The following is a 26,247-nucleotide window of genomic DNA, read 5'->3' on the forward strand; positions in this document are numbered from 1 at the left end:
GATGGATCATGACTCGCCCGATCATCGTGTTCGACCTCGATGGAACGCTGATTGACACGGCGCCGGACCTGCTCGACAGCCTCAACCACAGCCTGGCGGCCAGCGAACTATCGGCCGTCGACGAAGCCGGCTTTAAACGCTTCGTCGGCCATGGCGGTCGGGTGATGATCGAGCGGGCGCATGCCGCGCAGCAACGATCCCTCAAGGTTGAGGAGCACGACCGGCTGCTGAAACTGTTCCTCGATCACTACACCGACAACATTCCGGGCAAATCCCGCCCCTACCCCGGCGTGATCGAGGCGATTGCCCGCTTTGAGAAGGCCGGCTATCTGCTGGCCATCTGCACGAACAAATACCAGGCCAATTCGCTGGCGCTGATCGAAGCACTCGGCTTGACCAGGCATTTCGCGGCAATTGCCGGGCAGGACACGTTCGCGTTCCGCAAGCCCGATCCGCGCCACCTGATCGAGACCATCAAACTCGCCGGCGGGAATCCGCACCGTGCCGTGATGGTCGGCGATTCGCAAACCGATATCGACACCGCCAAGGCGGCCGGTATTCCTGTCGTCGCCGTCGATTTCGGCTACACCGACCGTCATGTGCGCGAGTTCGAGCCCTCGGCGGTGATCTCGCATTTCGATGCGTTGACGCTCGATCTGGCACAAAGGCTGATCGGCGCCGCCGCGCGCTGAGCGCCGACGATGAAAATCTCTGCGGAACGGGCCTTGGCGAGACCGCAAATCCGATCTGTGTGACAACACCAGACGCTGCCTTGACTTAATGGGTCGGCCTCCCTTATATCGCGGCTCGCTTGGCCTTCGGGCAACGAGCGGGCGATTAGCTCAGCGGGAGAGCACACCCTTCACACGGGTGGGGTCGCAGGTTCAATCCCTGCATCGCCCACCATCTGTTTGCTGAACATCACATCGGCAGCTACAGCCCGCCTTCCCCTTTGGCGCTCTGCCTTTCCGCACAGGCGCTGAACGCCGGAACACCCACATGCGGAACAAACCTGCATGACAGCGAGTTTCCTTGCGTCGAAACTTGAGGGAAAACCATGTCCAGATTTCTGCTTGCGGCCTCCGTCGTCGTTCTTTTCGCCGCCGGACCCGCCTTTGCCGCGGATGAAACTGCACTGCCGCCACCCAATGCCAAGAAGCTGTCGGAGATCATCGCTAAGGTCGAGCAGCGTGACGGGTTTCGGTACGTGAAGGAGGTCGACTGGGACAAGGACGGCTACACCGTCACCTACTATACCTCGGACAAGGCAAAGGTCGAAATCGTCTTCGATCCTGTGACGGCCGAACCAAAATAAGGTTCGCGGACATCACGTCGCGAATGCGCTGCGTCTGCGTGTTCTCAACGACAAAACGAGCGTCAAAATTGTCCATCCTGGCGTATGTTAGGCTGGGCGCGGGGCCGCGCCTTCGGCAATCCTGTTGGCTTGGGGGCCATGATGCGATGTTTCGTTAGACCCTATCTTCTGTCTGTATTCGCCAGCGTCTCAGCCGGCGGCTTCCTTGCCGTTTCTCCGGCATTGGCGGACGGGCCGTCCTTCGACTGCGGCAAGGCAAACCTGCCGGCGGAAAAGGCGATCTGCGCCGACCCGCAGTTGTCGGTGATCGATCTGCTGGTTTCGAAGGCCTATAAGGAATTCGAGCCGGCGTTCGGCGGCGACAAGCGCAAGATTGCCCGCGGGCTGATCGCCGATCGCAATGCTTGCAAGAGCGATACCCCCTGTATCGTCAGCGCGCTCGACAACGCCTTGCAGACCTATGGAAATGCGCCGTCCTGGGTGCAGGACTACACCATCGCGCTGATCGGCAAGAAGGCGCTGGACGCCGCTGCACGGAACCCCGGCAATAAGGACCAGCCCCTGCCCTCGGCGATCGGCCAATGCGCGTCGACGCATATCGAGACGCTGACCACGCGGCTTGGCGACGATCCGCTGGAAACGGCTACTCCCGAAGCGGGCAGCGCGGCCACATTCACCAATGGCGGCGGCGCCGTATCCTATAATCGCGAGGCTGGCCTTGCCGCCGCCAAGGTCGGCGAACCCGTCGTCATGTGCTTGATCTCCATTCCCAGGGACTGCCCCAAGGACGACGACCGTGGCCGGGTTTATTATTCCGTCGACCTCGTCGCGAAAGGCTCCTGGGCTCTCCCGGATTCGCAGCACATGTGCGGCGGCGCCTGAGCGGCGGGATTTTCACCAGCGGGCCACCACGAGTGTTCCGTCTCCCCTTGCGTCAATTCGCCATTGATGGCTGACTGTGGAACGACCGGCTTCAGGGGGTGGGCATGTCGACTGCGAAGCACTTGATGAAGCGCGTCCTCATGATGCTGGCCGGCTATCTCGTCGCCATACTGGTTGGTCTGATCGCCGTCGTGGCGATCTATGCCGCGCTGAGTTCCCTGCCCAACGCGCCAGCCTATTTCGACCTCATGGGGGTCTCGCCGATCGCGGCCTTTGTGGTACCGCCGCTCGGCATGTTCATCTATTTCCTGACCATCGTGGTAACCGCGCCTCAGACGCTGATTTTTGCGCTGATCGCCGAATTCTTCTCTCTTCGCAACGCTATGCTGCACATGGTCTTCGGCGCCGCGGCCGCGGCCGGAGGTTTCTTCCTGATCTGGCCGGGCGCGGCGGAGGACGTGGATCTGGAGCGCTGGGCCGACATCGGCATCATAGCCGCCGCCGGTCTGGTTGCCGGGCTGGTCTATTGGCTGATCGCCGGGCGCGACGCCGGTTTCAGACGCTCGCTGTCGGAGCGATAAACGACTAGCTCGAGGGTGAGCGCACCGCCTCGGTTGCGTCCAGGGCCTGCTTCAGCCGGGAATCGCGATCGTAGACGTCGCTGAAATACTCGACCTTGCCGGACATGTCGGGCCAGGCGGTGAAATAAGCGACATAGACTGGGATCTTGCGTGTCACATCCTCGGTCGAGTGTCCGTGCTTCAGCTTCTCCGCGATATAATCGACCGAGGTGCCGAGCACTGCCGCCGCCATGCCGCGCGGATCCTGCAGGCGCACGCAGCCATGGCTGAGCGCGCGCATATCCTGCTTGAAGAACGATTTCTGCGGCGTGTCGTGCATGTAGATCGCGTGCTTGTTGGGGAACAGGATCTTCAGTTCGCCCAGAGCATTGGCCTCGCTCGGCTGCTGGCGCACATTATAGGGAATGTTGGCGCCATAAGCGCCCCAGTTCACCGCCGACGAAGGGATGCGCTTGCCGCGTGAATCCGTCACCTCGTAGCCGGCCCGGTCAAGATAGCCGGGATCGCCGCGCAACCTCGGCAGCATTTCGTTGACGATGATCGACTGCGGCACGCCCCAGTAGGGGTGGAAATCGACCTGCTTGATCTGGTCGTAGAAGAAGGCGGTCTGGTTGGTGACACGGCCGACGACTGCGCGCGTCTTCAATTTTTCCTGGCCGTCGTCGATATAGCTCGCGGTGAAGGCAGGCTGGTTAATGAAAACACGCGGGCTGCCGAGATCGGAGGGCAGCCAGCGCAGTTCTTCCAGCGCCACCTCCACCTTCAGCAGCCTGTCAGCCTTTGACGTCCCGGCCAGCGTGGCGACCGTGCGTGGACCGATGACGCCATCACCCTTCATGCCTTCCTTCTGCTGCACCGCCTTGATCAGCGGCACCAGCTCGGGAACGTAGACTTCGCTGGTTGCCAGCCGCGACAGGACCTCGCCATAGGTGCCGCCCATCTCGTCATCGAGATTACGCGCGATCAGCGACAGCAGCTTCGGCAATTCGGGGCTGGTTTCGCCTGGCTTCAGCAGCAGCTTGGGATCGACGACGATTTCGTTCTCGGCGCTCGCCTGCAGCGCTTCCAGTTCGACGCGCAGCGCCTGATATTCCGCATTCTGCGGATGGCGCGATTCCAGATAGGTGCGAACCTCCTGGGTATGCGCCAGAGTCTTCAGCACGCCCATCATGTCGAGCGGCTTGGCCGGGAAATCGTAGTAGCCTGTCATGCGGTTGGGCTCGACACGGCCATTCTGGGCGTCATGGGCATAGCGCAGGACACGTGCCGACAGCGCCATCTCGAATCGCACGAGCTCCTTCAGCTTGACCTCGTCGTCCGCCGAGGACGAACTGGCGGCAGGCACATCGACCGTGTAGTCGGCAGGCGTGAGGCCGTAGCTTGCAGCCTCGCCAAGCACCCGCACGGCATCCTGCGCGCGGTTGTTCGGGGTGGTTCCGGTCACCCAGATGAAATCCGGGTTGGCCGAGTAATAGGCGATCAGCGCCTTGGCTATGTCGGGCTCGGCATAGAGTTCATAGTCGGCGAGCCCGGCAATGGCTTCATGGAAGGCAGCACCCGTGGCCGAAGGCACGAAAGCGGCATCTTGCGGTGTAGCCGGCTGCGGCGCCGCCGCCAGCGTCGAGAAGTCGACACGCACCAGCTTGTCGGCCTTGTAAGTATAGTAGGACGGACTGCTGATCTTCACGCCACCGCCGGCCGGAGCGTTCGGCTTGGGTTTGTGCTTCGGCGGAGGAGGCGGAAACTCGCCTTTCGGCTCATGCCTTATGCCACCGCCGAACAGCATGTCGAAAAATCCCTGGGCCCCTGCCTGAGGCATGCCGAAAGCCAGCGTCGCCGTAATCGCCACCAGCGGCATCACGGTTGCTTTTTTACCGAGGAATTTCATGGATCACCCGCTCCGGTCGCAACCGGTTCCCGTTCCGCACGCTAGACCGTCCCGCTCACCGCATGGCGGATGTAAGGCGCGACTATACCGATTCATACCGATTTCGTTAAGCTTTCATAAATTTCGGCAGGGCTGTTGCAGAACGGTTTCACAACATCGTGACGGCCGGCGCGACCGAACTGTCGCGCCGGCCCGGGAATCCCTGTGGCTTACGCGTTTGCGCCTCCATCGATGGTCAGCGCGGCTCCGGTGACGAACCTGCTCTCCGGTCCGGCGAGCCAGGCAACCATGCCGGCGATATCGTCAGCTTCGCCGAATCGCGGGGTGGCCATCTTCTGGCGCTGATGCTCGGCATGCGGGCCGTCGGCCGGGTTCATGTCGGTGTCGGTCGAACCGGGATGGACGACATTGGCGGTGATGCCGCGTGACCCGAGGTCGCGGGCCAATGCCTTGGTCAGGCCGACCAGCGCCGCCTTGCTGGCCGAGTAGGCGCCCAGGCTGGTGTCGGTGACCCGCTCGGCCAGATTGCTGCCGATCGAGATGATCCTGCCGCCCTCGCCCATGTGCCTTGCCGCCGCTTTCGAGGCGATGAACGGCGCTCTCAGATTGATCGACATGGTTTCGTCGAAATCGGCAAGCGACAGCGCATCGATCGGCGCGGCGCGCCAGATGCCGGCACTGTTGACCAGGATGTCGAGCCGGCCGAAGGCAGTCACAGCATCGGCCACCGCCTGGTCTATGGCCTCGGCGTCACGGTTGTCGGCTTTAATGGCGATGGCGCGACCGCCCTTGGTCTCTATCTCGGCGACGACGGACCGAGCCTGCTCCTCGCCATGCACATAGGTCAGCGCCACATCGGCCCCCTCCGCCGCCAACCTTCGTGCAATGGCCGCGCCGATACCGCGGCTGCCTCCGGTGACGAGTGCTGCCTTGCCGTTCAAATTTCCTGATGACATCGGTTTCTCCATTTATGTAGCGATTGATACATAAATACCTGCCAGCCTTGCCTGGCCGCGTCAACTCATTTATGTATCGATCAACACAGAAAAGAGCATCATGTCGGAAAGAGGCCGTCCACGAACCTTCGATCGAACCGCGGCCTTGCGGCGCGCGATGGACGTGTTTTGGGCCAAGGGCTATGAAGGCGCATCGATCAGCGATCTCGCCGTGGCAATGGGCATAAATTCGCCGAGCCTCTACGCCGCCTATGGCAGCAAGGAGGCCCTGTTCCTCGAGGCGACCGATCTCTATTCCCGCGTTGAGGGCGCCGACATCTGGCTCGCGCTGGAAGAGGCGCCAACGGCGCGGCTTGCGATCGAGCGGTTCTTGCGCCGGACCGCGAAGGCCTATTCGCAAAGCGATCGTCCGCAGGGCTGCCTGATTACGCTGGGTGCGCTGCACGAAGACTCGAGCCGGGGCGCGATCTGCGCGGATTTGCGGCGCCGGCGCGCCGAGAATCTAGCCGCGCTGAAGAAGCGTCTGCAGCGCGGCGTGGCCGAGGGTGAATTGCCTGCCGACTTCGATTGCCTTGCAGCCGCGACCTTTTTCGCAACGGTCCAGCATGGCATGTCGATTCAGGCGCGTGACGGCGCTTCCCGCGCCGCCCTGATGGCGACGGTAGCCGGGGCAATGGCCGCTTGGAAGACCATGGCCGGCACCGTCGAGGCGTGACAAACACCATCCGTTGTGCTCGAAATCCGACTTGCCCGCAAACCTGCGGCCGGAGGGAACCACGTGAAAAAAGGGTATCGCGAACTGCTGGATGAGGCCAACGCCGAGATCGAAGTGGTTTCGCCCGAGGAAGCGGCAGGGCTGCTTGAGGACGAAGACACCATCTTCGTCGATCTGCGCGATCCTCGTGAAATCGAACGCGACGGCAGAATTCCCGGCGCCAAGCACGTCACGCGTGGCATGCTGGAGTTCTGGATCGATCCCGAAAGCCCCTACCACAAGCCCTTCTTCGCTTCCGGAAAAAGCTTCGTCTTCTTCTGCGCCGGCGGCTGGCGTTCAGCGCTGGCCACCAAGACGGCGCAGGACATGGGTCTTTCCCCGGTCAAACACATCCTCGGCGGCTACACGGCCTGGAAGGCTGCCGGACTGCCTGTAGAGCCCGGAGACAAGAAGAAATAGCCTGAGTGCCGCTCAGTGGAACAGCGACGGGTTCTGCTGCATGGTCACGAAGCCGACGGCGCGTTCAACCACGCCCTTGTCGGCCAGAATGCGGCGATGGCCGAGCCCGTCGGCCCAGTGCAGCCGTACATGGTCGCCGGCGCCGGCATAGCGTCGTGCATGTGCAGCCGGCACCTCCCGGTCGTCGGGCGCGTGGATGACCAACGTCGGCACCGGCGCCTGGGCGAGCTGCCGGTCACCGGTGAATTCGTGCAACGGCCGGCCGGAGAGATATTCGACGCGGTCAGCCATGGCGACCTGCGAGCGGGGACCGACATTGAGCATGCGGCTGAAGTCGGCGAAGATTGCCGGCAGCGAGCTTGGTGCCGCGATCAGCACAAGACGTGCGGCCGACAGCGGCGGGATGTCCTTGACGGAGCCGGCGATGGCATTGGCGGCAACGGCACCTCCGAAGGAATGGCCGACGGCAGCCACGAACGGCCCAAACCATTCGCCGGCCACTCTTGCGGCTTCGACGGCATTGACCATGTTCAGGTGCCTGCCCTGCGAATGGCCATGACCGGGAAGATCGAGTGAGACGACCTTGTAGCCGGCGGCGCGAAAACCTTCGATCAGCACGCGCATATATTCGGTACGCGAGCGCCAGCCATGGATGACGAGGACGGTGCCGGCGGACTCGCGGCCCGGCTCGGGGCGGAATTCATGAACCATGACGCAGCCGGTCGCGGTCTTCAGCCGGTGATGCCGCGCCTCGGCCATGAACTCCGCGGCGCGGTCGATGGCGCGGCGCTCGCCGTCGGTCAGTGTCCTGGTGCTTGGCGTACGGCAGAACAATTCGAAAGCCGCACGCCCGGTGATGCGCGGCGCGACATGTTCGGCCGCACCAAACACACCTCGGATGACCTTCAGCCCGAATGATGCCATAGTCAGAATCCATCCATACGTTCAAGCATGAACATAATAGTTCAAAGATGAACAATAAACAAGAGCTACCCTGGGACAACCCGCGTTTTCGCAACTGGGTCGCGGTGGCGCGCGCCTGCCATGTGCTGGAGCGCACGCTGGCGGTGAAACTTGCGCCGCTCGACCTGAAGCCGGCGCAGCTCGACGTGCTGATGAACCTCTACCGCCATCCGGGCATGTCGCAGCACGACCTCGCCCGCAAGCTGCTCGTCGGCCGCTCCAACATCACCATGCTGTTGCCGCAGTTGGAGACGCGTGGCCTGCTGCGGCGCGAAGGCGATGAGAAGGACAAGCGCATCTTGCGGCTTACGCTGACCGAAACCGGCGAGGCGCTGCTGATGCGGGCGCTGAAAGTGCATATGGCGCTGATCGAGAAGGCAATGAGCCAGTCGACGCCGGAACAATGCGACATGATCGGCGAGCAGATGCGCAAGATCTATGACGTGCTGAACGAGGCGTGATCGCCCTTTCAGGCGATCACCACATCGATTTCTTCGCCCGCTCCGGCCACTCCCTGTCGTAGGTTTCGCCGTCGATATTCTTGCGGCTGGTGATCTCTAAAATCTTTCCGGGTGTCGGCAGCGACTTCGGGTCGACATGCTTGGCAGGGTTCCACAGTTCCGACCGCACGATGGCGCGAGCGCACTGGAAATAGACCGAATCGACATCGATCACGGTGACCGAACGCGCAGGCTTGCCGTCGACCATGAACGACGCGCACAGCGCTGGGTCCGTGGTGATATGGGCTCGGCCGTTGATGCGCAGCGTCGTGCCGGAGCCCGGCACCAGGAACAAAAGGCCGACGCGCGGATCCCTGATGATGTTCTTCAGCGAATCGGCACGGTTGTTGCCGCGCCGGTCCGGCATCATCAGCGTTTTCACATCGACGATGCGCACGAAGCCCGCGAGATCGCCGCGCGGCGAACAATCCAGCCCCTCCGGGCCATTGGTGGCTAGCGCGACAAAGGGCGAGGCTTCGATAAAGGCGGCGTATTCGGGAATGACATGGTCGAGTTCCTTGACCACCGAGGCCTCGCCCGGCAATCCGTAAAGGGCTTCGAGTTGTTCGACTGTGGTGATGACCGACATTTTTTTCCGTCTCCCGTTCCGCCGCCCTACTCCCGGTCGGTGACGTTTTGACGACGCAATGGCGGCTAACGATCGCGGCTCAGGCCCTTCTCGGCGAGTTCCGCGAGATAGGCATTCCAGCGCGCATCCTTCTCATGGCCGAGCGTGTGCAGGTAATTCCAGGTGAAGATGCCGGTGTCATGGAAGTCGTCGAAGGTGATTCGCACCGCATAGTTGCCGACCGGCTCGATCTTCAGGATGGCCACATCGCGTTTGCCGGGAACCGTCACCCGCTGTTCGGGCGAATGGCCCTGCACTTCCGCCGACGGTGAGGCGACGCGCAGCAGCTCGGCCGGCAACTCGAACGGCTGGTGGCCGGGAAAGGTCACGGTGAGCAGCCTGCGGTCCTTGGAGACCCTCAGTTCTTTCGGAGCCGTCATGGTCGATCCTGCATGATTTTGCCCTTCCCTACGCTGCTTCGCGCCGTGCGAAAAGGTATGGGATCGTCCCGACACGCAATGTCGGTCGCGGAATGTTACCAAAGATCGAGGCCGGCTATCTTGAATGGCGGGCTGGATCGTATCACATAGCTGTATATAACGGCGCCGTTAACGGCCACGGAAACGCTCGAACATGAACATGATCGACCCCTTCGGTCGCACGATCAGCTATCTCAGAGTGTCGGTCACCGACCGCTGCGATTTCCGCTGCACCTATTGCATGGCCGAGGATATGGCCTTCCTGCCCAAGAAGGACCTGCTGTCGCTGGAAGAACTCGACCGGCTCTGCACCGTGTTCATCGAAAAGGGTGTCAAACGGTTGCGCCTCACCGGCGGTGAGCCGCTGGTGCGCAAGAACATCATGCATCTGGTGCGCCAGCTTTCGCGGCACCTCGACAGCGGCGCACTCGAAGAACTGACGCTGACCACCAACGGTTCGCAGCTTTCGCGCTTCGCCGCCGAGCTCGCCGATTGCGGCGTCAAGCGCATCAATGTTTCGCTCGACACGCTCGATGCCGACAAGTTCCACGCAATCACCCGCTGGGGTCATCTCGGCAAGGTCATGGCGGGCATTGATGCCGCCCAGGCGGCTGGATTGAAAGTCAAGCTCAACGCGGTGGCGCTGAAGGATTTCAACGACGCCGAACTGCCCGAAATGATGCGCTGGGCGCATGGCCGCGGCATGGACCTGACCGTCATCGAAACCATGCCGATGGGCGAAATCGACGCCGATCGCACCGACCAGTACTTGCCGCTGTCGCTGCTGCGCGCATCGCTCGAGCGCCAATTCACGCTGACCGACATCCCGTTCAAGACCGGTGGCCCGGCCCGCTATGTCCAAGTCGCCGAGACCGGCGGAAAACTCGGCTTCATCACGCCGATGACGCATAATTTCTGCGAAAGCTGCAACCGGGTCAGGCTGACTTGCACGGGCACGCTCTATATGTGCCTTGGCCAGGAAGACGCGGCCGACCTGCGCGCCCCGTTGCGCGCGTCCGAAGGCAATGAACTGGTTGCAGACGCTATAGACGAAGCCATCGGCCGCAAGCCGAAGGGCCATGACTTCATCATCGACCGCCGCACCAGCCGTCCGTCGGTGTCTCGGCATATGAGTGTTACGGGCGGCTGACCTCGTCGCCTGTCCGTGCGAGAATGCCGTGCAATCATCGGCTTCGGGGCAAGGCATGCGACGGCTCTACTCAATCGTCATATCTCTTGCCGCGGTCTCGGCGAATACCGCGTTTGCCGCGCAATCCACCTACGTGAACGAGCGCTTCGGCACCGTTTGCACCTTCCCCGACGATATCTTCACCGATCGCCAGCCCGAGCCTGAGAATGGCGACGGTCAGGTATGGCTGAGCGCGGACGGCGCCAGCCTGACATGCTCCGGCATCCTCAACATCGACCATGAGATGCCGAAAGACTTTGTCGTCGGCGAAAAGGCGAGCAAGGAGCCTGGCTACAAGCTCACCTACGGCAGGGCCGGCAAGGATTGGGCGGTGCTGTCGGGCGTGAAGGACGGAAAGATTTTTTACGAGCGGCGGCTGTTTGGCGGGGATGGCGTCATCCGCACGGTCTGGATCGCCTATCCGCCGGCGCTGAAATCGAAATATGACCCGCTGGTCGGCGCCATCGCCGGCAGCCTCAAGGGGCCGTGAACCGTTCGGGCCAAGAGTATTTTAGCCACACCGCAAACAAATCTCTGTCGGCAATGTCGGTCTGATTTACTGGTCATGGTTTCCCGCCTACCCTCCGTTCCGTAGCGATTCATCGCATTCTCGGGGGATTACATCATGCGCAAACTTCTTCTCGCTTTTGCTTTGCTCGGCTTGGCTGCCCTGCCGGCGGCTGCCCAGTCGATCGGCGGCACTTACACCGTCGCCGGCACCAATTTCGACGGTTCGTCCTATGGCGGCGAAGCCACCATCACGCTGACCAGCGGCACCACCTGCACGATCCACTGGGAGACCGGCGGCTCTTCTTCCGATGGCATCTGCATGCGCAACGACAACGCATTCTCCGCTGGCTACGCAATGGGCAAGCATATCGGCCTCGTCGTCTACAAGGTCGAGGATGACGGGTCGCTGCATGGTCTGTGGACCATCGCCGGCAAGGAGGGGAACGGCACCGAGGTGCTGACACCCAAGAAGTAGGCTATCCCTCGTCCGCACCGTGTCGGGAGGCGATGCCGCCTTCCGACAGAATTCGTACCTCGTCCAGGTGGTTTCACGCCGGCGAAGATGGATATCGCGTCCTGGCCCAGCCCTTTGCCGTTGCTGTTTCGTGGCGGGCTGTTACAGGCTTGCTTGCCAAAGCAACCGGTAGATGTCTTGCCCCTTTCCCCAAATCTTCGCGGCGCGTTGTTCATGGTGGTGGCGATGGCTGGCTTCACGCTCAACGACGCCATCACCAAATACTCTTCGCAGTCGATGAACATGGCGCAGGTCATGTTGATCAGAGGGGCGTTCGCCTCGCTGTTCGTCGGTCTGCTGGCTTGGCAACGTGGCGCACTTTTTCAGCCGCGCCTGATGCTGCAGCCGCTGGTGGCGGTCCGTGTCCTGGGCGAGGCGGGCGCTACGGTGTCCTTTCTCGTCGCGCTCGCCCATTTGCCGATCGGCAGCGTTTCGGCCGTTCTGCAAGCACTGCCGCTGGCGGTGACGATGGGCGCGGCGCTGTTTTTTGGTGAAGCGGTCGGCTGGCGGCGCTGGCTGGCGATCGCCATCGGGTTTGCCGGGGTCATCATCATAGTGCGGCCGGGTTTCGAGGGCTTCAGCGTTTACTCGCTGGTGGCGCTGGCATCCGTCGCCTGCTGCACGGTGCGGGACCTTGCTACCAAGCGCATCCCCCAGGCCATCCCAACGATGCTGGTCTCGACCGCCACCGCGCTGGCAATGACCGTCGTCGGTGCGTTTCTGTTGACGCCGATGGGTGGCTGGACACCGATGACCGGCAAAAGCACGGCGCTGCTGGCACTGGCCGCGGTGCTGGTGCTCATCGGCTACCAATTCATCATCATGGCGATGCGATCGGGTGATATCTCCTTCATAGCCCCGTTCCGCTACACGGCGCTCCTCTGGTCGATACTGCTTGGCTTGATTATTTTCGGCGACATACCGGACGTGCCGATGATTGCCGGCGCGGCAATAGTTGTTGGCTCGGGTCTCTATACGCTTTATCGCGAGCGGATGGTCGGCCGGCGAAAGATCGTCGCCGAAAGCACCGCCCCGGCCATGGCGCCGGAAGGACTCTAGCACCCCCTTGAAGCCGCTTGCGATTTCCCGCGGCTGGCGTACAGGCTGGATAGCATGAAGCGGGATATCGCTGGGATCATCCTGGCAGGTGGCCAGTCGAGGCGGATGGGTGGTGGCGACAAGGCGTTGTTGCCGCTGGGCGGCGGCTGCGTGCTCGACCAGGTGCTGTCGCGATTTGGCCCGCAGCTCGAAACCCTGGCGCTCAGCGCCAATGGCGATCCGGCGCGGTTCGCCCGGTTCGGGCTGCCGGTGCTTGCCGATACCATCGAAGGCTTTGCCGGGCCGCTTGCCGGAATCCTGACCGGCCTGGAATGGGCCGCCGCCGGCACGCCTTGCAGGGCGATCGTCACAGCGGCCGGCGACACGCCTTTCCTACCGCCGGATCTCGTCGATCGTCTTGCGGCGGCGGCGCATCAACACCCCGGTTCGATCGCCGTCGCCTCTTCGGCGGGCCGGCGGCATCCGACCTTCGCGCTGTGGCCAACCGGATGCCGCGAAGCCTTGCGGCATTTCCTGGTCGATGAGGACAACAGGCGCGTTTCGACCTTTATCGAACAACACGGCCATGTCGACGTGGAATTCCCTGTCCCGCAATCCGTGGGAATCGATCCTTTCTTCAACATCAATGTGCCGGACGATCTTGCCCAGGCTGAACAGCTGTTGCAGAGCATGTCGCCATGAACAGACGCATCTTCGGCATCACCGGCTGGAAAAACTCCGGCAAGACCACACTGACGGAAAGGCTGGTCGCGGAGCTTGTGCGGCGCGGCTGGAAAGTCTCGACGGTCAAACATGCTCATCATCATTTCGACATCGACAAGCCCGGCGCCGACAGCTTCCGCCACCGGCAGGCGGGTGCTACCGAGGTTGCGATCGTATCGGGCAGTCGCTGGGCGCTGATGCACGAATTGCGTGGCGAGCAGGAGCCGCCGCTGGACGCCATCCTGTCGCGGCTCGCCCCCTGCGACATCGTGCTGGTCGAAGGCTACAAGCGCGAATCCCACCGTAAGATCGAAACGAGGCGGCTGGAAGCGAAGGACCGGACGCCGCTTGCGGTGGATGATCCCAATATTGTCGCCGTCGCCGCGGATTTCGCCATCGCCGACCAGAGCCTGCCGGTGTTCGACCTCGATGACGCAAAATCCATAGCCGACTTCATCGAGCGTACGACCGGCCTCGTTGCTTGAGAAGTAACGTAACGGTAGAAGCCCATTACCGATTTCGGCGGTTTTGCGGTTGCTTTTTTCTTGGAAAGAGTGGGAGTATCGGCCTAGCGGGCGGTCAAAAAGCACCGCCCCACAGAGCCGTTTCGGAACGACGGCCGGGACCATAAAGAGAGGACTATCATGCGTATTGCACTGCGTATCGCGCTCGCCGCATCGGCTGCGCTGCTGACGCTCGGCGTAGCCCAGGCCCAGGAGAAGACCCTGCGGATCGGCACCGAAGGCGCCTACCCCCCCTTCAACAACCTCACCGCCGATGGCCAGCTTGTCGGCTTCGACATCGACATCGCCAAGGCACTTTGCGATGAGATGAAGGTCAAGTGCACCTTCGTCGCCCAGGATTGGGACGGCATCATCCCCGCACTTCAGGCCGGCAAGTTCGACGCCATCGTGGCCTCGATGTCGATCACGCCGGAGAGGCAGCAGAAGGTCGACTTCTCGCACAAATACTACAACACCCCGTCGGCGATCGCCGTGCCGAAGGATTCGCCGCTCAAGGGAGTGACCAAGGAAGACCTCGCCGGAAAGAATATCGGCGTCGCCACCACCACCACCCATTTCAACTATGCCTCGAAGACCTACACGGACAGCACCATTAAGGGCTATCCGAGCAGCCCCGAGGAACAGGCTGACCTCGCCAATGGCCGTCTCGACGCCATCGAGGACGATATTGTCGTGCTGCAGCAGTTTCTGGATTCGCCTGAAGGCGCCTGCTGCAAGATTCTCGGCCAGCCCTCGCCGCAACCTGTCGAAATTTTCGGACCTGGCGCCGGCATCGCCGTTCGAAAGGGCGATACCGACCTGGTCAACAAGCTGAATTCCGCCATCGACGCCATCCGCGCCAACGGAAAATACAAGGAAATCAACGACAAGTACTTCAAGTTCGACGTCTACGGCGCCGAGTCCTGATCATCATTGCCAAGGCGGCGGGGTTTCCCTGCCGCCTTGTTCATCTCGGGAGCGCCGTGGGGTAAGGCCAGTCAATGCCAGTCCAAAGCATATGGACACTGCTCAGTTGGGGACCGGAGGGCTGGAGTGACGATATTGCCTATGGTGCGTTGGTCACCATCGCGCTCGCGCTTGCAACGCTGCCGATCGGCCTGACGATCGGCTTTTTCGTAGCCTGGGCCAAGCAGTCCGAAGAACCGTCGCTGCGGCTGGCCGCCAACATCTACACCACCATGTTTCGCGGCCTGCCGGAATTGGTGACGCTGTTCCTGTTCTTCTTCGGCATGCCCATCTTGCTGCAATACGTCATCCGCCTCTTCAAGCCCGAGGCAACGATCGATGTCGACAGCTTCATCGCCGGCATGATCGTGCTGTCGCTGATCTTTTCTTCCTACGCCAGCGAGGTATTCCTCTCCGCCTTTCGCGCCATTCCGAAGGGCCAGTATGAAGGCGGCTATGCAATCGGCCTGTCGAAATGGCTTACCATGCGCAAGGTGATCCTGCCGCAGCTGCTGCGCATCGCCTTTCCCGGCCTTGAGAATTGCTGGCTGAGCCTGCTCAAGGACACCGCCCTCGTCTCGGTCGTCAACCTCGCTGAAACCCTGCGCAATGCCGGCGTGGCGGCACGTGTCACCAAGCATTCCTTCCTGTTCTACAGCGTCGCCGCACTGGTTTTCCTCGTCCTGGCGATCCTGTCCTCGATCGCAACCGGGTTCATCTTGCGCTCGCTGGGGCGGAGGGAGGCACGATGAGCGTCACGGAAGCGATCTCGGTCGACCGCCCGCCGCCGCGGGCACGCGGCTGGCCGCGCACCCGCATCGTCGGTTACGCACTCGTCGGCCTCTGGATCCTCTTCGGCCTCGGTATCCTCGCCTATCTCGTCTACGCCTGGAATGGCGAGTTCTTTGCCAGATATGCACCCGCCTATCTGCAGGGACTGTGGACCACGCTGTCGCTCGTGGCGATCTCGATGGTGGCCGGCGCGATCTTTTCGCTGCCCGTCACCTATGGCCGCATGTCGAAGAACCGGTTCTTGTCCGGCCTTGCCTATTGCTATGTCTATTTCTTCCGAGGCACACCGCTGCTCGTCCAAGTCTACCTCGTTTACTATGGCTTGGGTTCTTTCCGGCTGCAGCTCGAGTCCATCGGGCTGTGGTGGTTCTTCCGCGAGGCCTTCAACTGCGGGGTGTTCGCCTTTGCGCTCAACACCGCGGCATACCAGGCCGAAATCCTCCGCGGCGCCATCGAGAGTGTTCCCAGGGGCCAATGGGAAGGTGCTGCCTCGCTCGGCCTGCACAAGCTGCAGACGCTGCGCAAGGTCATCCTGCCGCAGGCGTTCATCGTGGCCTTGCGGCCCTACGGCAATGAACTGGTTCTGATGATCAAGGCCTCGGCCATCGTCGCCATCATCACGGTCTATGACCTGATGGGCAATGCGAAGCTTGCCTACGCCAAATCCTTCGATTTCCAGGCCTATGTCTGGGTCGCCATCGTCTATCTGGTGATGGTCGAAATCCTGCGCCATGGCGTCGAATGGATCGAGCGCAGGATTACGATCCACCTCAATCGCTGAGCCGCTCCGGATCGGCCTGTGCCAGTCGATGCCGCAGCGCGCGCCTTGACGAATTCGTCGCATGGCCTAGAGCTTCCGCAGCTGAAATCTCTGTTTCGCCGGAAGGACAAGGCATGGCATCGGTGGCATTTCTCGGTCTTGGCGTCATGGGCTATCCCATGGCCGGACACCTGAAGAACAAGGGTGGCCACGACGTGACCGTCTACAACCGCACCCAAGCCAAAGCTGAGCAGTGGGTCGCCCAACATGGCGGCGGCTTTGCCGCGACGCCGGCCCAGGCCGCCGAGGGCAAGGATTTCGTTTTTTCCTGTGTCGGCAACGATGACGACTTGCGCTCGGTGACCACAGGCCCCGCAGGCGCCTTCAAGGCGATGAAGAAAGGCTCGGTATTCATTGACAACACCACGGCTTCGGCTGAAGTCGCGCGCGAACTGGCCGAAGCCGCGCAATCGGGCGGCTTCTCATTTCTCGACGCGCCCGTCTCCGGTGGCCAGGCCGGCGCCGAGAACGGCGTGCTGACCGTCATGGTCGGCGGCGATGAGGCCGCCTTCGCTAAGGCCAGGCCAGTTATCGACGCTTTTGCCCGCATGGTTGGACTGATGGGATCGGCGGGCGCCGGGCAGCTCACCAAGATGATCAACCAGATCTGTATCGCCGGGCTGGTGCAGGGGCTTTCGGAAGGCATTCATTTCGGCAAGAAGGCAGGTCTCGACATTGAGAAGGTGATCGAGGTGATTTCCAAGGGCGCGGCCGGTTCCTGGCAGATGGAAAACCGGCACAAGACCATGAATGCCGGCAAATATGACTTCGGTTTCGCCGTCGACTGGATGCGCAAGGATCTCGGCATCTGCCTTGAAGAGGCCGATCGCAATGGCGCCAGGCTGCCGGTGACCGCGCTGGTCGACCAGTTCTACAAGGACGTGCAGGCGATGGGCGGCAAGCGCTGGGACACGTCCTCGCTGCTGGCGCGGCTAGAGAAGTAGGCGCAGTGTCCCTGCCCGTTCCAGGCTGGACCGCGCAGGACATCGTCGCTCATCTGCATTCGATCGGAACCGAGGAAGTCCGCGCCGGCATGGGGCGGTTCGGTATCAACACCGCGACCGCGCTCGGTGTCGCCAATGCGGATTTGCGGCCTTTGGCGCGCAAGCTGAAGCGCGACCACAAGCGATCCCTGGCGCTGTGGGACAGCGGCGTTCGCGAAGCACGGCTGATGGCGGCCTTCACCGGCGAGCCGAAAAAGATTACCATTGAAGAATGCCGCCGCTGGGCCGGCGATTTCGATTCCTGGGAGATCGTCGACACCGTCTCGGATCTGTTCGTGGATACGCTGTTCTGGCGCCAGCTGGTCGAGGAGTTTGCCGCCGACGAGCGCGAATTCGTTCGCCGCACGGCCTTCGCGATGCTGGCATGGGCGTCAGTGCATTTGAAAAAGGAGCCGGACGCGACGTTTCTGTCCTACCTGCCGCTAGTCGAGGCTCATTCCCGCGACGAGCGCAATTTCGTCAGGAAAGCGGTCAACTGGGCGCTGCGGCAAATCGGCAAACGGTCGGTGGGTTTGCATGGCCCTGCCCTTGCCCTGGCGCAGGAACTTGCCAACTCCGCGAACAGGACGGCGCGCTGGATCGGCAAGGATGCGGTGAAAGAACTCTCGCATGCCAAAACCCACGAACGCCTCGCCACCAGAAAGACCTGACAAGGCGGGGATTGCCGCAGCCGGTTCTCGCCGACATGTGACGCGGCTCGAGCATTGACGCCACCGACAGCGGCGTCTTTACTCGCCCGCAAAGGATGCGACCATGAACCATTTCAAAGCGATCCTGGCGCTTGCGGCCGCGCTTGCACTCTCCACCGCGGGCGCTTCGGCCGAGACCACGCACATCTTCTGGAAGGATCTGCGCCCGGCGACGCAGGCCATCGCCGAAGACGCCGGCTTGCCGATGATCGCGGCGAAACTGCCGGATCATGGCGAGACACTCTCAGTCGCCCTGCACGACAAGACCATACAATTAGCCGGCTATGCATTGCCGGTCGATCGCGATGGAGATCTCGTTTATCAGTTCCTGCTGGTGCCATGGACGGGTGCGTGCAGCCACATGCCGACGCCTCCGCCCAACCAGATCGTGCTGGTCACACCGGCCCGTCCCTACAAGATGTCCGAGGCCTACCAGTCGGTTGCCGTCACCGGCGCCCTGAACCCGGACATGGAGAAGAGCCAGCTGTTCATTCTCGACGGCGTCAGCGTCATCCAGTCCGGCTATACCGTGCGCAAGGCAGATGTCGTGGGCGTCGACACGGTTCCGGACTCCGTTGTGTTGCCGGTGAACTCGCCCTGGAGCTTCCTCAACAAGAAGAAGAATTGAACGGAGGGCTCAGGCCGCGTTCGCGCCCGACTCCTTGTCCAGCACCATATAGTCGAGCGGGATTTCGGTCGTGTACTTGATCTGCTCCATGGCGAAGGACGACGACACGTCCCGGATCTCGATCTTGGCGATTAGCCGTTTGTAGAAGGCGTCGTAGGCGGCAATGTCGGGCACCACGACGCGCAAGAGGTAATCGACGTCGCCACTCATGCGATAGAATTCGACCACCTCGGGAAATTCCTGGATGACCTCGGAAAACCGGCGCAGCCATTCATGACTATGCGAATTGGTGCGGATCGACACGAAGACGGTGACCCGCACATTGACCTTCTCGTGGTCGAGAATGGCGACGCGCCGCTTGATGACGCCCTCCTCCTCCAGCTTCTGGATGCGCCGCCAGCACGGCGTGGTCGACAGGCCGACTTTCTTGGCGACATCGGCGACCGCGAGCGTCGCGTCCTCCTGCAGCAGGCGGAGAATTTTTCGGTCGAGGCGATCCATCGGAGGCTCCTGGTGGAATAGTTTCGCTATATTCCCTTTTATTTGGGCCATTCACAAGAAAAAAATTCTGCCGCTTGCGTCGAAAGCGAGTGTTTTCTTGCTCAATGCCTAACCGAGGCGATAGCGGATTTCCGAGCGCAGGAAAGGCAGCAAATCTATTTCAAACCACGGATTCTGCTTCAACCAGCCGGTGTTGCGCCAGGATGGATGTGGCAGCGGCAGCACTTTGGGGCCGACGGAATTCTCCCAGATGACGCGCCAGTCCATCACCGTTTCCGTCAGCGAGGCGCGCCGCGCCGCGCCCATATGCCAGGTCTGCGCGTAGATGCCGATCGTCAGCACCAGGTCGATCCGCGGCATCAGCGCCATCAAGGGCGCGCGCCAGGCCGGGGCGCATTCGCGCCTCGGCGGCAGGTCGCCGCCCTTGGCGTCCTGTCCGGGAAAGCAGAAGCCCATCGGCACGATGGCGAATTTCTCGATGTCGTAGAATTCGTCGCTGGTCACATCAAGCCAAGTCCGCAAACGGTCGCCCGAAGCATCGGTGAAGGGCATGCCCGACAGATGCACCTTGGTTCCCGGTGCTTGGCTGGCGATCAGGATACGGGCGCTGGAAGAGGGTCGCAGCACCGGACGCGGCTCATGCGCCAGCGGCTTGCCGATGGGATCGTCCGCGCAGATGCGGCAAGCGCGGACCGTCGCGGCGAATCTGTCCAGTTCCACGCTCAAGCAGCGGCACTCGGCCGGCTGGAGATTGCCTGATGCCAACGCGACACATTGGTGCATTCCTCCGGCACCTTGATGCGTGCCGGCTTCATGAAGTCGATCGCGATCAGCCCTGTGATGTCGGCAATGGAATAGCTGTCGCCGGCGACGAATTCACGGCTGCCGAGTTCAGCATCGAGCAGCATGAGAAACTCCACCGCCTTCGGCTTGTTGGCCTCACCCCATTCAGGGATCTGCGGAATTTCCCATTCCTTCATGGCGGGATGGATATGGCGGAAAGCCTGCGTGACGCTGCTGAGCAGGTTGAACTCCATCCGCCTCTGCCACATCTCGACCTGCGCCTTGCCAAGTGCGTCGTTTCCGAACAACGCCGGCTCGGGATGGAGTTCCTCGAAATAGCGGCAGATGGCGACGGATTCGGTGAGGATGGTGCCGTCATCGAGTTCCAGCACCGGCAGGCGCCGCAGCGGGTTGCGCGAGCTTACCGGCTGCTGTTTGTGCTCCAGCGCGCCCATGTCGACGGGCACCAACGGAACCGCGATCCCCTTCTCGGCGAGAAAAATCCGAACCCGCCGAGGGTTGGGTGCCCGGCCGCCGTCGAACAGCTTCATTTCGATCCTCCTTTTCCTTCCGCCAGACACGCTTCACCAGAAGCGAAAGATCTCGCGCGCCGCGTCGCCGATCGACGCCAGTGTGCCATGTTTTCGCTCGACGACCTCGCCGTGGTGACTATCGCGCCAGTCCTGCGGCAGGTCGAACGTGCCCGCCCAGATGCCAACCCTGGCCGCGCGGGCCGTTGCTTCATCGCCTTCGAAAGCGCCATAGGCAACGGCCCAGCCGGCCTCGACCTGGGCGCGGTTTAGGTCGGTGCCGCCGGCCTTGCAGTCGCCGAGCAACCGGCCATAGCGGTCGCGCTGCCAGCCGCTGCAGGTGACCGGCCTGCCGGCGATCAGCCGCACCAGCGACTGGCGCGCCAGCGTGCCACAGGCATAATCGGCGCCGTTCTTGTGGCAAGTCTGGGTGTATTCCGGGGCGTCGATGCCGCGCATGCGGATGCGCTCGGCGCCGAGCGTGATCGAATCGCCGTCATTGATGATGGCTGTACCTTGCGTCTTGCGTGTCTCCACTCGATCGAGACGCGCCGCAAGCAGGATCAGCAGCCCCAGAATGATGACGGTCAGCCCGTAATCCAGCAGCTTTCGCCACGGACTTCTCGGGCGCGCTGCCGCGTACCTCGGGCGCGACCTTGGCGACCACGAACGGCTCATATGGCAAACGGTTGGTTAATCATTCGAACGTAGCTTAACACCTTGAAATCGCTGCGCGCATAAATTGAAGCTTTTGATGCCCTTGCAACGCTCGAACACGGCGGACAAGTTCATTGTGGACCGCAGGAAACGGCATCGCAACAGCGATGTCGCGCGCGCGGTTCGCAAGACGCGCGACCGTCTTTCGCAGCAGGCCGGCAATCTCGATTTCGACCGCGAGCTGCTGAAGCTCCATGCCCAGGCGATGACCAGCGGTGCCGTCGTCATCCCGATGCTCGTCCTGGCGATCGCCGCGGCCGGTCGTCTGGCCGGTGTCGGCAATGAGATCGGGCTCTGGGCGTTGTTTACGCTGACCTCTTATACGATCGTCGTTTTCATGGCGCGGCGCATCGAGCGCACGGAAGCTTCCGAACTTAACGCCTTGCAAACGCGAAGGGAATTCCTGGTCGGCCACTTCCTTTGTGGTCTGGGCTGGGCCTGGTTCGTCTGGCTGGGCTGCGGGGCCTGCGAGGTCGACCAGTTCCAGGCGGTCAAGGCGGTGGTGCTGCTGTTTGCCATGGCAGGGACGGCGCTCATGGCCTCGTCCCTGGGCGGAGCACTGCTGGCGACCTTCGCGGTTCCAGTGGCGCTCTACGCCTATGCCGCGACCAAGTCCTGGATGCCGGTCGGGGCCACCATGGCCGCGCTGCTTGTCCTGTCGCTGCCTTTCTTCGCCTATATTGCCAGTCACCTCAATCGCTTTTCCCTGCTGCTGTTGTCGTTCCGCTCCGAAAAGGACGCGCTGATCGCCGAAGTGGAGACGGCGAAATCGATGTCGGATGAGGCTCGGCGGCGGGCCGAGGACGCCAACCTGGCAAAATCGCGTTTCCTCGCTTCGATGAGCCACGAATTGCGCACGCCGCTCAACGCCATCCTCGGCTTTTCCGAGGTGATGGCGAACGAGGTCCTCGGGCCGATGAGCAATCCCACCTATCGCGATTACGCCCACGACGTGCATGACTCAGGCCAGCATCTGCTCGACCTCATCAACGAGATCCTCGACCTGTCGCGCATCGAGGCCGGCCGCTACCAGCTCAACGAGGAGCCGGTCATGTTGCTCAACATCGTCGAGGATTGCTGCCACATGATGGAACTCAAGGCGCGCAACAAGGACATCCGCGTCGTCCAGGATTTCGAACAGACATTGCCGCGGCTGTTCGCCGACGAGCGCGCCGTGCGCCAGATCACGCTCAACCTTCTGTCCAATGCCATCAAGTTCACCGCCACCGGCGGCGAAATCCGGGTCCGGGTCGGCTGGACGGCGGGCGGCGGACAATACATTTCGATCAAGGACAACGGTCCGGGCATTCCCGAGGACGAGATTCCGGTCGTGCTTTCAGCCTTCGGCCAGGGTTCGATCGCCATCAAGAGCGCCGAGCAAGGCACCGGGCTTGGCCTGCCGATCGTCCAAGGGCTGCTCGCCATGCATGGCGGCGAGTTCGAGCTTCATTCCAAGCTGCGCGAAGGCACCGAGGCGATCGCTATTTTCCCGCTGAGCCGGGTGATGGAAGAACTGCCGGCGCTGCCGACCGCGGCGGTGGCCGCGCGACGGCGGTAAGGACCCCGTAAACGCTGGTGCCGCGTGGTCAACCCCGCACAGCCGCCGCCATGCCCGAACTGGTCAGTGCCGCCGCCTTGACCAGCCCAGCCGCCAGAGCGGCTCCCGCCCCTTCGCCGTGGCCGATCCCCAGATCGAGCAGCGGACGCAGCCCGAGGTGCTCGGCCGCCCTTGCATGCGCGGACTCCGGCGACAGGCTGGCGAGAAGACAATGATCAAGGGCTGCGGGGTTCGCTGCATGCAGCACCGCCGCGGCTGCCGTTGCCGCGAATCCATCGAGCAGTACCGGTATCCGCTGCATCCGCGCGGCAAGGATTGCGCCGGCTATCGCCGCGAACTCGCGGCCGCCCACCCGGCGCAGCGCCTCAAGCGGATCTTCTAGATGGCGGCCGTGAAAGGCCAGCGCCGCATCGACCACCTCTGCCTTGCGAGCCCGCATCGCCGCGTCGGCGCCGGATCCCGGGCCAACCCAGTCGGCACCCCTGCCCCCCAAAAGCGCGGCGAGCAGGGCGGCGGCGACGGTGGAATTGCCGACGCCGAGATCGCCGAGGCTAAGCAGGTCGGTGCCGCCGGCAATCGCCTCCATGCCGAAGGCCATGGTGGCGGCGCAACCGCGCTCATCGAGCGCGGCGTCCTCGGTGATGTCGCCGGTCGGGATGTGCAGGGCAAGATCGAACACCTTCAGACCGAGGTCGTTGGCAATGCAGATCTGGTTGATCGCCGCACCGCCGGCCGCGCAAAGCTCGACCGCGTTAGCGGTCGCCGCCACGGGCCTCGGCGAAATGCCTTGCCTGGCAACGCCATGGTTGCCGGCAAAGACAGCCATCAGGGGCCTGGTCACGGCAGGCGGAGCGCGACCGCTCCAGGCTGCGAGCCAGGCGGCGATGTCATCGACGCGGCCAAGCGAATTCTCAGGCTTATCGGCCTTGGCAAACAGTGTGCGCACGCGCGCTTCAGCTTTGAGGTCGGCCAATGGCAGATTGCCGAGCAGGTCGCGGAAATCATCGAAAGGCAGTGCACTGGTCATGTCGCGAACAATCGTTCCTGGAGCAGAGGAGCGGAATAGCTGTCTTGCGTGACCGGCACAACCTCCTCGATCGTCCTTCCTGATTTGCCGCAAAGGCGGCCACGGAAGGCGCGATCGGGAGGGCTTGCATTGGCTTTGCCGTTGCACCATGTGGAGGTGGAAGAGCGGATTCCGGACCGGGTCCACCGAGAGAAAGTCATGACGGCCATCGAATCTCCCTGCATCCTGGTCTGTTCGATCGATATGAAAACCGGCTTCTGCTTCGGTTGCGGCCGCACGCGCGAGGAGATCGGCGCCTGGATAGGGATGACGCCCGAGACGCGCCGCAGCGTGATGGCCGAACTGCCAGCCCGGCTCGAAACCGTCGAGCGCCGGCCGCGCCGGGAAACGCGCCGCACCCGCATGGCACGCGAACGCGACGCACTCTAGCGAGGGACGAGTGAGCAGCCGGCTGTTCTGGGTTGTGATGGCGGTGATCGGTGTAGGGGCAGCCCTGCTCATGCTCAACGATTCCGCCGGCAGCACGTTCGGCGTCGAGAATTACGATTTTGGCCGGCTGATCTGGCTTGGGGCTTTCGGCGCCCTTATCGGCGCCGGCTTGCTGCGGTCCGCTCCGCTGGGAGTGATGACCCGCAATCTCGGCGCCTGGGCGGCTATCGTGCTCGCGCTGATCGCCGGCTATCAATATCGCTACGAGCTGCAGGACGTCGCCAGCCGGGTGACCGCCGGCCTTGTTCCCGGCAGCCCGCTGGCGCTCGGTGTCGAAGACGGCCACGCCACCGTGACCTTGGACAAGGCCGACAATGGCCATTTCGAAGCGCGCATCCTGGTCAACGGCAACCCGGTTCGCGCCGTTGTCGACACCGGCGCCACCAGCACGGTGCTGAGTTCGGAGGACGCTCAGGCCTCAGGCTTCAATCCCGCGGCACTCAACTACACGATACCGGTTTCGACCGCCAACGGCATGGCGCGCGCCGCGGCGGTCAAAACCGACGAACTGGCGATCGGCGGCATCGTGCGCAAGGATATGCCGGTGATGATCGCCGCTCCAGGCATGCTGAGCCAAAGCCTGCTCGGCATGAACTTCATCGGTTCGCTGTCGGGCTTCGACGTGCGCGGCGACCGGATGATCCTCAGGGACTGAGCTCAGGCCGCTTCGGCGGCCGCTCCTCCGAGTTCGACAGCCGCGAAAGCCGTCTTCAGCACGTCAGCCCCGGCTCCGGGTCGGGTTGCGTCGGTGGACAGGATCTGACGATAGCGGCGCGCGCCGGGCAGCCCATGAAACAGCCCGACCATATGGCGGGTGACATGGCCGAGCCGGCCGCCCTGTTCGATATGGCGCGCCGCATACTCCGCCATAGCATCGATCAGTGCCGCGAAATCGAACGCTTCCGACCGCGCACCGTAGAAGGCGGCGTCAACACCGGCCAGAATGCCTGGTGTGTGGTACGCGGCGCGGCCGAGCATGGCTCCGTCGACATGATCGAGATGCAGCCGCACCTCGCCAAGAGACTGAATACCGCCATTGATGCCTATGAATTTGCTTTGTTTTCCAGCCTTCAACCGATAAACCCTGTTATAGTCTAGCGGCGGGATGTCGCGATTTTCCCTGGGGCTCAGCCCTTCCAGCCAGGCCTTGCGAGCATGCACCCACAAGGCATCGGCGCCGGCATCGAAAACCCCATTCGCCAGCGCATCGAGCGCCGGCTCCGGATCCTGTTCGTCGACGCCGATGCGGCACTTGACCGTGACTGGCACCGTCACCGCCGCCTTCATCGCCGCGACGCAGGTTGCGACGAGGTCGGGTACTTTCATCAGGCAAGCGCCGAACGTGCCCGACTGGACGCGGTCGGACGGGCAGCCGACATTGAGATTGATCTCGTCATAACCAAAGGCTTCGCCAACGCGCGCCGCTTCGGCAAGTTTTGCCGGATCGGAGCCGCCAAGTTGCAGGGCGACGGGATGTTCCACCTCATCGAAGCCAAGCAGCCGCTCGCGCGCGCCGTGGATAACCGCGTCGGCCACAACCATTTCGGTATAAAGCAGCGCATGTGTCGTCAGCTGGCGATGGAAGAACCGGCAATGGCGGTCCGTCCAGTCCATCATGGGTGCAATAGCCAGTCTATATTGTTGATTTTTCAGCATTCTCTTTAACATTCAAAACGCTAGACCCTGCCGGGTGCACACGAATTTACGCCAAGTCGATCATGGTGAGACGCTGACAAAGTCCCGTATAGCGCGCCTGAAGCCCTTCGGCGAATTCATCGACCTTCATATCGACGACATGTGCGATGTAGGCAAGTCCCTCTCGGATCGGTGTCGTAAGCACATGAGTTGTCCGGATTAGGTAGCAGATGAGTTGTCCGGGTTTATCGCCCGCCAAAAGAGGCTTGGGATGACACGGACAGCATGGCTGAGCACCAGCCTCCAAATCCAACTGCACGAATTT

At 62.5% G+C, this 26,247-nt stretch carries 34 protein-coding genes and 1 tRNA gene; 23 read left to right on the forward strand and 12 right to left on the reverse strand.

What is annotated here, in order from left to right:
• Positions 1-8 precede the first annotated feature (8 nt).
• From LB524_RS24515 to LB524_RS24535, 5 genes are all read left to right on the forward strand, one after another.
• Positions 9-692 (forward strand): phosphoglycolate phosphatase, encoded by a 684-nt coding sequence (locus tag LB524_RS24515; protein WP_224530862.1) that lies wholly within the window; start codon positions 9-11, stop codon positions 690-692.
• A gap of 139 nt (positions 693-831) precedes the next feature.
• A tRNA-Val gene (locus LB524_RS24520) sits at positions 832-906 on the forward strand.
• Between the two features lie 151 nt (positions 907-1,057).
• Complete coding sequence (locus LB524_RS24525) at positions 1,058-1,315, forward strand: PepSY domain-containing protein (protein ID WP_015317872.1); 258 nt, start codon at positions 1,058-1,060, stop codon at positions 1,313-1,315.
• 141 nt (positions 1,316-1,456) lie between these two features.
• Entirely contained in the window at positions 1,457-2,197 is a 741-nt protein-coding gene (locus tag LB524_RS24530; RefSeq protein WP_224530864.1) for a lysozyme inhibitor LprI family protein, read from the forward strand.
• A 104-nt stretch (positions 2,198-2,301) separates the two neighbouring features.
• Positions 2,302-2,778 (forward strand): hypothetical protein, encoded by a 477-nt coding sequence (locus LB524_RS24535; protein WP_224530866.1) that lies wholly within the window; start codon positions 2,302-2,304, stop codon positions 2,776-2,778.
• Between the two features lie 4 nt (positions 2,779-2,782).
• Here LB524_RS24535 and LB524_RS24540 read toward each other — a convergent pair whose 3' ends face one another.
• Together LB524_RS24540 and LB524_RS24545 are read right to left on the reverse strand one after the other, a co-directional pair.
• Positions 2,783-4,666 carry a murein L,D-transpeptidase gene (locus tag LB524_RS24540; protein ID WP_224530868.1) on the reverse strand — a complete coding sequence of 628 codons (1,884 nt, stop codon included), beginning with the start codon at positions 4,664-4,666 and terminating at the stop codon, positions 2,783-2,785.
• Between the two features lie 209 nt (positions 4,667-4,875).
• Complete coding sequence (locus LB524_RS24545) at positions 4,876-5,622, reverse strand: 3-oxoacyl-ACP reductase family protein (protein WP_224530869.1); 747 nt, start codon at positions 5,620-5,622, stop codon at positions 4,876-4,878.
• A gap of 100 nt (positions 5,623-5,722) precedes the next feature.
• On the opposite strand from LB524_RS24545, the gene LB524_RS24550 reads away from it, so the two are divergent.
• Both LB524_RS24550 and LB524_RS24555 read left to right on the forward strand, forming a co-directional pair.
• A complete protein-coding gene (locus LB524_RS24550; RefSeq protein WP_140790811.1) occupies positions 5,723-6,337 on the forward strand; it encodes a TetR/AcrR family transcriptional regulator in 615 nt (204 codons plus the stop codon).
• A 63-nt stretch (positions 6,338-6,400) separates the two neighbouring features.
• Positions 6,401-6,796 (forward strand): rhodanese-like domain-containing protein, encoded by a 396-nt coding sequence (locus LB524_RS24555; protein ID WP_015317866.1) that lies wholly within the window; start codon positions 6,401-6,403, stop codon positions 6,794-6,796.
• Between the two features lie 12 nt (positions 6,797-6,808).
• Here the strand turns inward: LB524_RS24555 and LB524_RS24560 are convergent, their stop codons facing one another.
• The gene (locus LB524_RS24560; protein WP_224530871.1) at positions 6,809-7,720 is read right to left on the reverse strand and encodes an alpha/beta hydrolase; all 912 of its coding nucleotides are present in this window, start codon (positions 7,718-7,720) and stop codon (positions 6,809-6,811) included.
• A gap of 47 nt (positions 7,721-7,767) precedes the next feature.
• Between LB524_RS24560 and LB524_RS24565 the strand changes: the two genes are divergently transcribed.
• On the forward strand, positions 7,768-8,220 hold the full coding sequence (locus LB524_RS24565) for a MarR family winged helix-turn-helix transcriptional regulator (protein WP_023773737.1): 453 nt from the start codon (positions 7,768-7,770) through the stop codon (positions 8,218-8,220).
• Between the two features lie 16 nt (positions 8,221-8,236).
• Here LB524_RS24565 and LB524_RS24570 read toward each other — a convergent pair whose 3' ends face one another.
• Complete coding sequence (locus tag LB524_RS24570) at positions 8,237-8,848, reverse strand: pyridoxamine 5'-phosphate oxidase family protein (protein ID WP_140664523.1); 612 nt, start codon at positions 8,846-8,848, stop codon at positions 8,237-8,239.
• 65 nt (positions 8,849-8,913) lie between these two features.
• Positions 8,914-9,267, reverse strand: a complete 354-nt coding sequence (locus tag LB524_RS24575; RefSeq protein WP_224530872.1) for a gamma-butyrobetaine hydroxylase-like domain-containing protein — start codon at positions 9,265-9,267, stop codon at positions 8,914-8,916.
• Between the two features lie 193 nt (positions 9,268-9,460).
• Between LB524_RS24575 and moaA the strand changes: the two genes are divergently transcribed.
• The 12 genes from moaA (at position 9,461) to LB524_RS24635 (ending at position 18,682) form a co-directional block, all read left to right on the forward strand.
• Positions 9,461-10,456, forward strand: coding sequence for a GTP 3',8-cyclase MoaA (gene moaA / locus LB524_RS24580; protein ID WP_140664526.1), 996 nt, complete (start codon positions 9,461-9,463; stop codon positions 10,454-10,456).
• Between the two features lie 55 nt (positions 10,457-10,511).
• Complete coding sequence (locus tag LB524_RS24585) at positions 10,512-10,985, forward strand: hypothetical protein (RefSeq protein WP_224530874.1); 474 nt, start codon at positions 10,512-10,514, stop codon at positions 10,983-10,985.
• A gap of 135 nt (positions 10,986-11,120) precedes the next feature.
• Positions 11,121-11,480 (forward strand): hypothetical protein, encoded by a 360-nt coding sequence (locus LB524_RS24590; RefSeq protein ID WP_224530877.1) that lies wholly within the window; start codon positions 11,121-11,123, stop codon positions 11,478-11,480.
• A gap of 177 nt (positions 11,481-11,657) precedes the next feature.
• On the forward strand, positions 11,658-12,578 hold the full coding sequence (locus LB524_RS24595; protein WP_224530926.1) for a DMT family transporter: 921 nt from the start codon (positions 11,658-11,660) through the stop codon (positions 12,576-12,578).
• Between the two features lie 54 nt (positions 12,579-12,632).
• Positions 12,633-13,259, forward strand: a complete 627-nt coding sequence (gene mobA, locus LB524_RS24600; RefSeq protein ID WP_224530882.1) for a molybdenum cofactor guanylyltransferase MobA — start codon at positions 12,633-12,635, stop codon at positions 13,257-13,259.
• A complete protein-coding gene (mobB, locus tag LB524_RS24605) occupies positions 13,256-13,765 on the forward strand; it encodes a molybdopterin-guanine dinucleotide biosynthesis protein B (RefSeq protein WP_140619683.1) in 510 nt (169 codons plus the stop codon). The genes mobA and mobB overlap by 4 nt, the downstream gene beginning before the upstream one ends.
• A gap of 159 nt (positions 13,766-13,924) precedes the next feature.
• The gene (locus tag LB524_RS24610) at positions 13,925-14,710 is read left to right on the forward strand and encodes an ABC transporter substrate-binding protein (protein WP_015317855.1); all 786 of its coding nucleotides are present in this window, start codon (positions 13,925-13,927) and stop codon (positions 14,708-14,710) included.
• A 74-nt stretch (positions 14,711-14,784) separates the two neighbouring features.
• Positions 14,785-15,501 (forward strand): ABC transporter permease, encoded by a 717-nt coding sequence (locus LB524_RS24615; RefSeq protein WP_015317854.1) that lies wholly within the window; start codon positions 14,785-14,787, stop codon positions 15,499-15,501.
• Entirely contained in the window at positions 15,498-16,322 is an 825-nt protein-coding gene (locus LB524_RS24620) for an ABC transporter permease (protein ID WP_140619685.1), read from the forward strand. Before LB524_RS24615 ends, LB524_RS24620 begins: the two co-directional genes overlap by 4 nt.
• 113 nt (positions 16,323-16,435) lie before the next feature.
• The gene (locus LB524_RS24625; protein WP_140619686.1) at positions 16,436-17,305 is read left to right on the forward strand and encodes an NAD(P)-dependent oxidoreductase; all 870 of its coding nucleotides are present in this window, start codon (positions 16,436-16,438) and stop codon (positions 17,303-17,305) included.
• Between the two features lie 5 nt (positions 17,306-17,310).
• On the forward strand, positions 17,311-18,015 hold the full coding sequence (locus LB524_RS24630; protein WP_015317851.1) for a DNA alkylation repair protein: 705 nt from the start codon (positions 17,311-17,313) through the stop codon (positions 18,013-18,015).
• A 103-nt stretch (positions 18,016-18,118) separates the two neighbouring features.
• The gene (locus LB524_RS24635) at positions 18,119-18,682 is read left to right on the forward strand and encodes a DUF3299 domain-containing protein (protein WP_140720428.1); all 564 of its coding nucleotides are present in this window, start codon (positions 18,119-18,121) and stop codon (positions 18,680-18,682) included.
• Positions 18,683-18,691: 9 nt separating this feature from the next.
• On the opposite strand, the gene LB524_RS24640 is transcribed toward LB524_RS24635, so the two are convergent.
• The 4 genes from LB524_RS24640 to LB524_RS24655 form a co-directional block, all read right to left on the reverse strand.
• Positions 18,692-19,183: an Lrp/AsnC family transcriptional regulator gene (locus LB524_RS24640; RefSeq protein ID WP_006205209.1), complete on the reverse strand. Its 492-nt coding sequence runs from the start codon at positions 19,181-19,183 to the stop codon at positions 18,692-18,694.
• 108 nt (positions 19,184-19,291) lie between these two features.
• Entirely contained in the window at positions 19,292-19,966 is a 675-nt protein-coding gene (locus tag LB524_RS24645; RefSeq protein WP_224530885.1) for a uracil-DNA glycosylase family protein, read from the reverse strand.
• The gene (locus LB524_RS24650) at positions 19,906-20,517 is read right to left on the reverse strand and encodes a glutathione S-transferase (RefSeq protein ID WP_224530887.1); all 612 of its coding nucleotides are present in this window, start codon (positions 20,515-20,517) and stop codon (positions 19,906-19,908) included. The genes LB524_RS24645 and LB524_RS24650 overlap by 61 nt, the downstream gene beginning before the upstream one ends.
• A 33-nt stretch (positions 20,518-20,550) precedes the next feature.
• Entirely contained in the window at positions 20,551-21,174 is a 624-nt protein-coding gene (locus LB524_RS24655) for a thermonuclease family protein (protein WP_140619697.1), read from the reverse strand.
• Positions 21,175-21,250: 76 nt separating this feature from the next.
• On the opposite strand from LB524_RS24655, the gene LB524_RS24660 reads away from it, so the two are divergent.
• Positions 21,251-22,771, forward strand: a complete 1,521-nt coding sequence (locus LB524_RS24660) for a sensor histidine kinase (RefSeq protein ID WP_224530889.1) — start codon at positions 21,251-21,253, stop codon at positions 22,769-22,771.
• Positions 22,772-22,799: 28 nt separating this feature from the next.
• Here LB524_RS24660 and LB524_RS24665 read toward each other — a convergent pair whose 3' ends face one another.
• Positions 22,800-23,798 (reverse strand): nicotinate-nucleotide--dimethylbenzimidazole phosphoribosyltransferase, encoded by a 999-nt coding sequence (locus LB524_RS24665; protein WP_224530891.1) that lies wholly within the window; start codon positions 23,796-23,798, stop codon positions 22,800-22,802.
• Between the two features lie 198 nt (positions 23,799-23,996).
• Between LB524_RS24665 and LB524_RS24670 the strand changes: the two genes are divergently transcribed.
• Positions 23,997-24,227, forward strand: a complete 231-nt coding sequence (locus tag LB524_RS24670; protein WP_041163452.1) for a DUF1289 domain-containing protein — start codon at positions 23,997-23,999, stop codon at positions 24,225-24,227.
• 10 nt (positions 24,228-24,237) lie between these two features.
• On the forward strand, positions 24,238-24,942 hold the full coding sequence (locus LB524_RS24675; RefSeq protein WP_224530892.1) for a TIGR02281 family clan AA aspartic protease: 705 nt from the start codon (positions 24,238-24,240) through the stop codon (positions 24,940-24,942).
• Between the two features lie 2 nt (positions 24,943-24,944).
• On the opposite strand, the gene dusA is transcribed toward LB524_RS24675, so the two are convergent.
• Together dusA and LB524_RS24685 are read right to left on the reverse strand one after the other, a co-directional pair.
• Positions 24,945-25,943: a tRNA dihydrouridine(20/20a) synthase DusA gene (gene dusA / locus LB524_RS24680; protein ID WP_224530894.1), complete on the reverse strand. Its 999-nt coding sequence runs from the start codon at positions 25,941-25,943 to the stop codon at positions 24,945-24,947.
• A gap of 46 nt (positions 25,944-25,989) precedes the next feature.
• Positions 25,990-26,127 carry a hypothetical protein gene (locus LB524_RS24685; protein ID WP_224530896.1) on the reverse strand — a complete coding sequence of 46 codons (138 nt, stop codon included), beginning with the start codon at positions 26,125-26,127 and terminating at the stop codon, positions 25,990-25,992.
• Between the last annotated feature and the right edge of the window lie 120 nt (positions 26,128-26,247).

The organism is Mesorhizobium sp. ESP6-5 (assembly GCF_020164695.1).
Classification (GTDB): domain Bacteria; phylum Pseudomonadota; class Alphaproteobacteria; order Rhizobiales; family Rhizobiaceae; genus Mesorhizobium; species Mesorhizobium australicum.

What these genes read in the sequence shown, in the direction of transcription:
- LB524_RS24655 (WP_140619697.1), bottom strand. Translation starts at nt 21,174, where the DNA reads ATGAGCCGTTCGTGGTCGCCAAGGTCGCGCCCGAGGTACGCGGCAGCG.
- LB524_RS24620 (WP_140619685.1), top strand. Translation starts at nt 15,498, where the DNA reads ATGAGCGTCACGGAAGCGATCTCGGTCGACCGCCCGCCGCCGCGGGCA.
- LB524_RS24670 (WP_041163452.1), top strand. Translation starts at nt 23,997, where the DNA reads ATGACGGCCATCGAATCTCCCTGCATCCTGGTCTGTTCGATCGATATG.
- LB524_RS24640 (WP_006205209.1), bottom strand. Translation starts at nt 19,183, where the DNA reads ATGGATCGCCTCGACCGAAAAATTCTCCGCCTGCTGCAGGAGGACGCG.
- LB524_RS24575 (WP_224530872.1), bottom strand. Translation starts at nt 9,267, where the DNA reads ATGACGGCTCCGAAAGAACTGAGGGTCTCCAAGGACCGCAGGCTGCTC.
- LB524_RS24590 (WP_224530877.1), top strand. Translation starts at nt 11,121, where the DNA reads ATGCGCAAACTTCTTCTCGCTTTTGCTTTGCTCGGCTTGGCTGCCCTG.
- LB524_RS24525 (WP_015317872.1), top strand. Translation starts at nt 1,058, where the DNA reads ATGTCCAGATTTCTGCTTGCGGCCTCCGTCGTCGTTCTTTTCGCCGCC.
- LB524_RS24545 (WP_224530869.1), bottom strand. Translation starts at nt 5,622, where the DNA reads ATGTCATCAGGAAATTTGAACGGCAAGGCAGCACTCGTCACCGGAGGC.
- LB524_RS24560 (WP_224530871.1), bottom strand. Translation starts at nt 7,720, where the DNA reads ATGGCATCATTCGGGCTGAAGGTCATCCGAGGTGTGTTTGGTGCGGCC.
- LB524_RS24610 (WP_015317855.1), top strand. Translation starts at nt 13,925, where the DNA reads ATGCGTATTGCACTGCGTATCGCGCTCGCCGCATCGGCTGCGCTGCTG.
- LB524_RS24565 (WP_023773737.1), top strand. Translation starts at nt 7,768, where the DNA reads ATGAACAATAAACAAGAGCTACCCTGGGACAACCCGCGTTTTCGCAAC.
- LB524_RS24535 (WP_224530866.1), top strand. Translation starts at nt 2,302, where the DNA reads ATGTCGACTGCGAAGCACTTGATGAAGCGCGTCCTCATGATGCTGGCC.
- LB524_RS24665 (WP_224530891.1), bottom strand. Translation starts at nt 23,798, where the DNA reads ATGACCAGTGCACTGCCTTTCGATGATTTCCGCGACCTGCTCGGCAAT.
- LB524_RS24645 (WP_224530885.1), bottom strand. Translation starts at nt 19,966, where the DNA reads ATGCACCAATGTGTCGCGTTGGCATCAGGCAATCTCCAGCCGGCCGAG.
- dusA (WP_224530894.1), bottom strand. Translation starts at nt 25,943, where the DNA reads ATGCTGAAAAATCAACAATATAGACTGGCTATTGCACCCATGATGGAC.
- LB524_RS24585 (WP_224530874.1), top strand. Translation starts at nt 10,512, where the DNA reads ATGCGACGGCTCTACTCAATCGTCATATCTCTTGCCGCGGTCTCGGCG.
- LB524_RS24540 (WP_224530868.1), bottom strand. Translation starts at nt 4,666, where the DNA reads ATGAAATTCCTCGGTAAAAAAGCAACCGTGATGCCGCTGGTGGCGATT.
- LB524_RS24550 (WP_140790811.1), top strand. Translation starts at nt 5,723, where the DNA reads ATGTCGGAAAGAGGCCGTCCACGAACCTTCGATCGAACCGCGGCCTTG.
- LB524_RS24615 (WP_015317854.1), top strand. Translation starts at nt 14,785, where the DNA reads ATGCCAGTCCAAAGCATATGGACACTGCTCAGTTGGGGACCGGAGGGC.
- LB524_RS24530 (WP_224530864.1), top strand. Translation starts at nt 1,457, where the DNA reads ATGCGATGTTTCGTTAGACCCTATCTTCTGTCTGTATTCGCCAGCGTC.
- LB524_RS24625 (WP_140619686.1), top strand. Translation starts at nt 16,436, where the DNA reads ATGGCATCGGTGGCATTTCTCGGTCTTGGCGTCATGGGCTATCCCATG.
- LB524_RS24660 (WP_224530889.1), top strand. Translation starts at nt 21,251, where the DNA reads ATGCCCTTGCAACGCTCGAACACGGCGGACAAGTTCATTGTGGACCGC.
- LB524_RS24650 (WP_224530887.1), bottom strand. Translation starts at nt 20,517, where the DNA reads ATGAAGCTGTTCGACGGCGGCCGGGCACCCAACCCTCGGCGGGTTCGG.
- mobA (WP_224530882.1), top strand. Translation starts at nt 12,633, where the DNA reads ATGAAGCGGGATATCGCTGGGATCATCCTGGCAGGTGGCCAGTCGAGG.
- LB524_RS24570 (WP_140664523.1), bottom strand. Translation starts at nt 8,848, where the DNA reads ATGTCGGTCATCACCACAGTCGAACAACTCGAAGCCCTTTACGGATTG.
- moaA (WP_140664526.1), top strand. Translation starts at nt 9,461, where the DNA reads ATGAACATGATCGACCCCTTCGGTCGCACGATCAGCTATCTCAGAGTG.
- LB524_RS24515 (WP_224530862.1), top strand. Translation starts at nt 9, where the DNA reads ATGACTCGCCCGATCATCGTGTTCGACCTCGATGGAACGCTGATTGAC.
- LB524_RS24635 (WP_140720428.1), top strand. Translation starts at nt 18,119, where the DNA reads ATGAACCATTTCAAAGCGATCCTGGCGCTTGCGGCCGCGCTTGCACTC.
- mobB (WP_140619683.1), top strand. Translation starts at nt 13,256, where the DNA reads ATGAACAGACGCATCTTCGGCATCACCGGCTGGAAAAACTCCGGCAAG.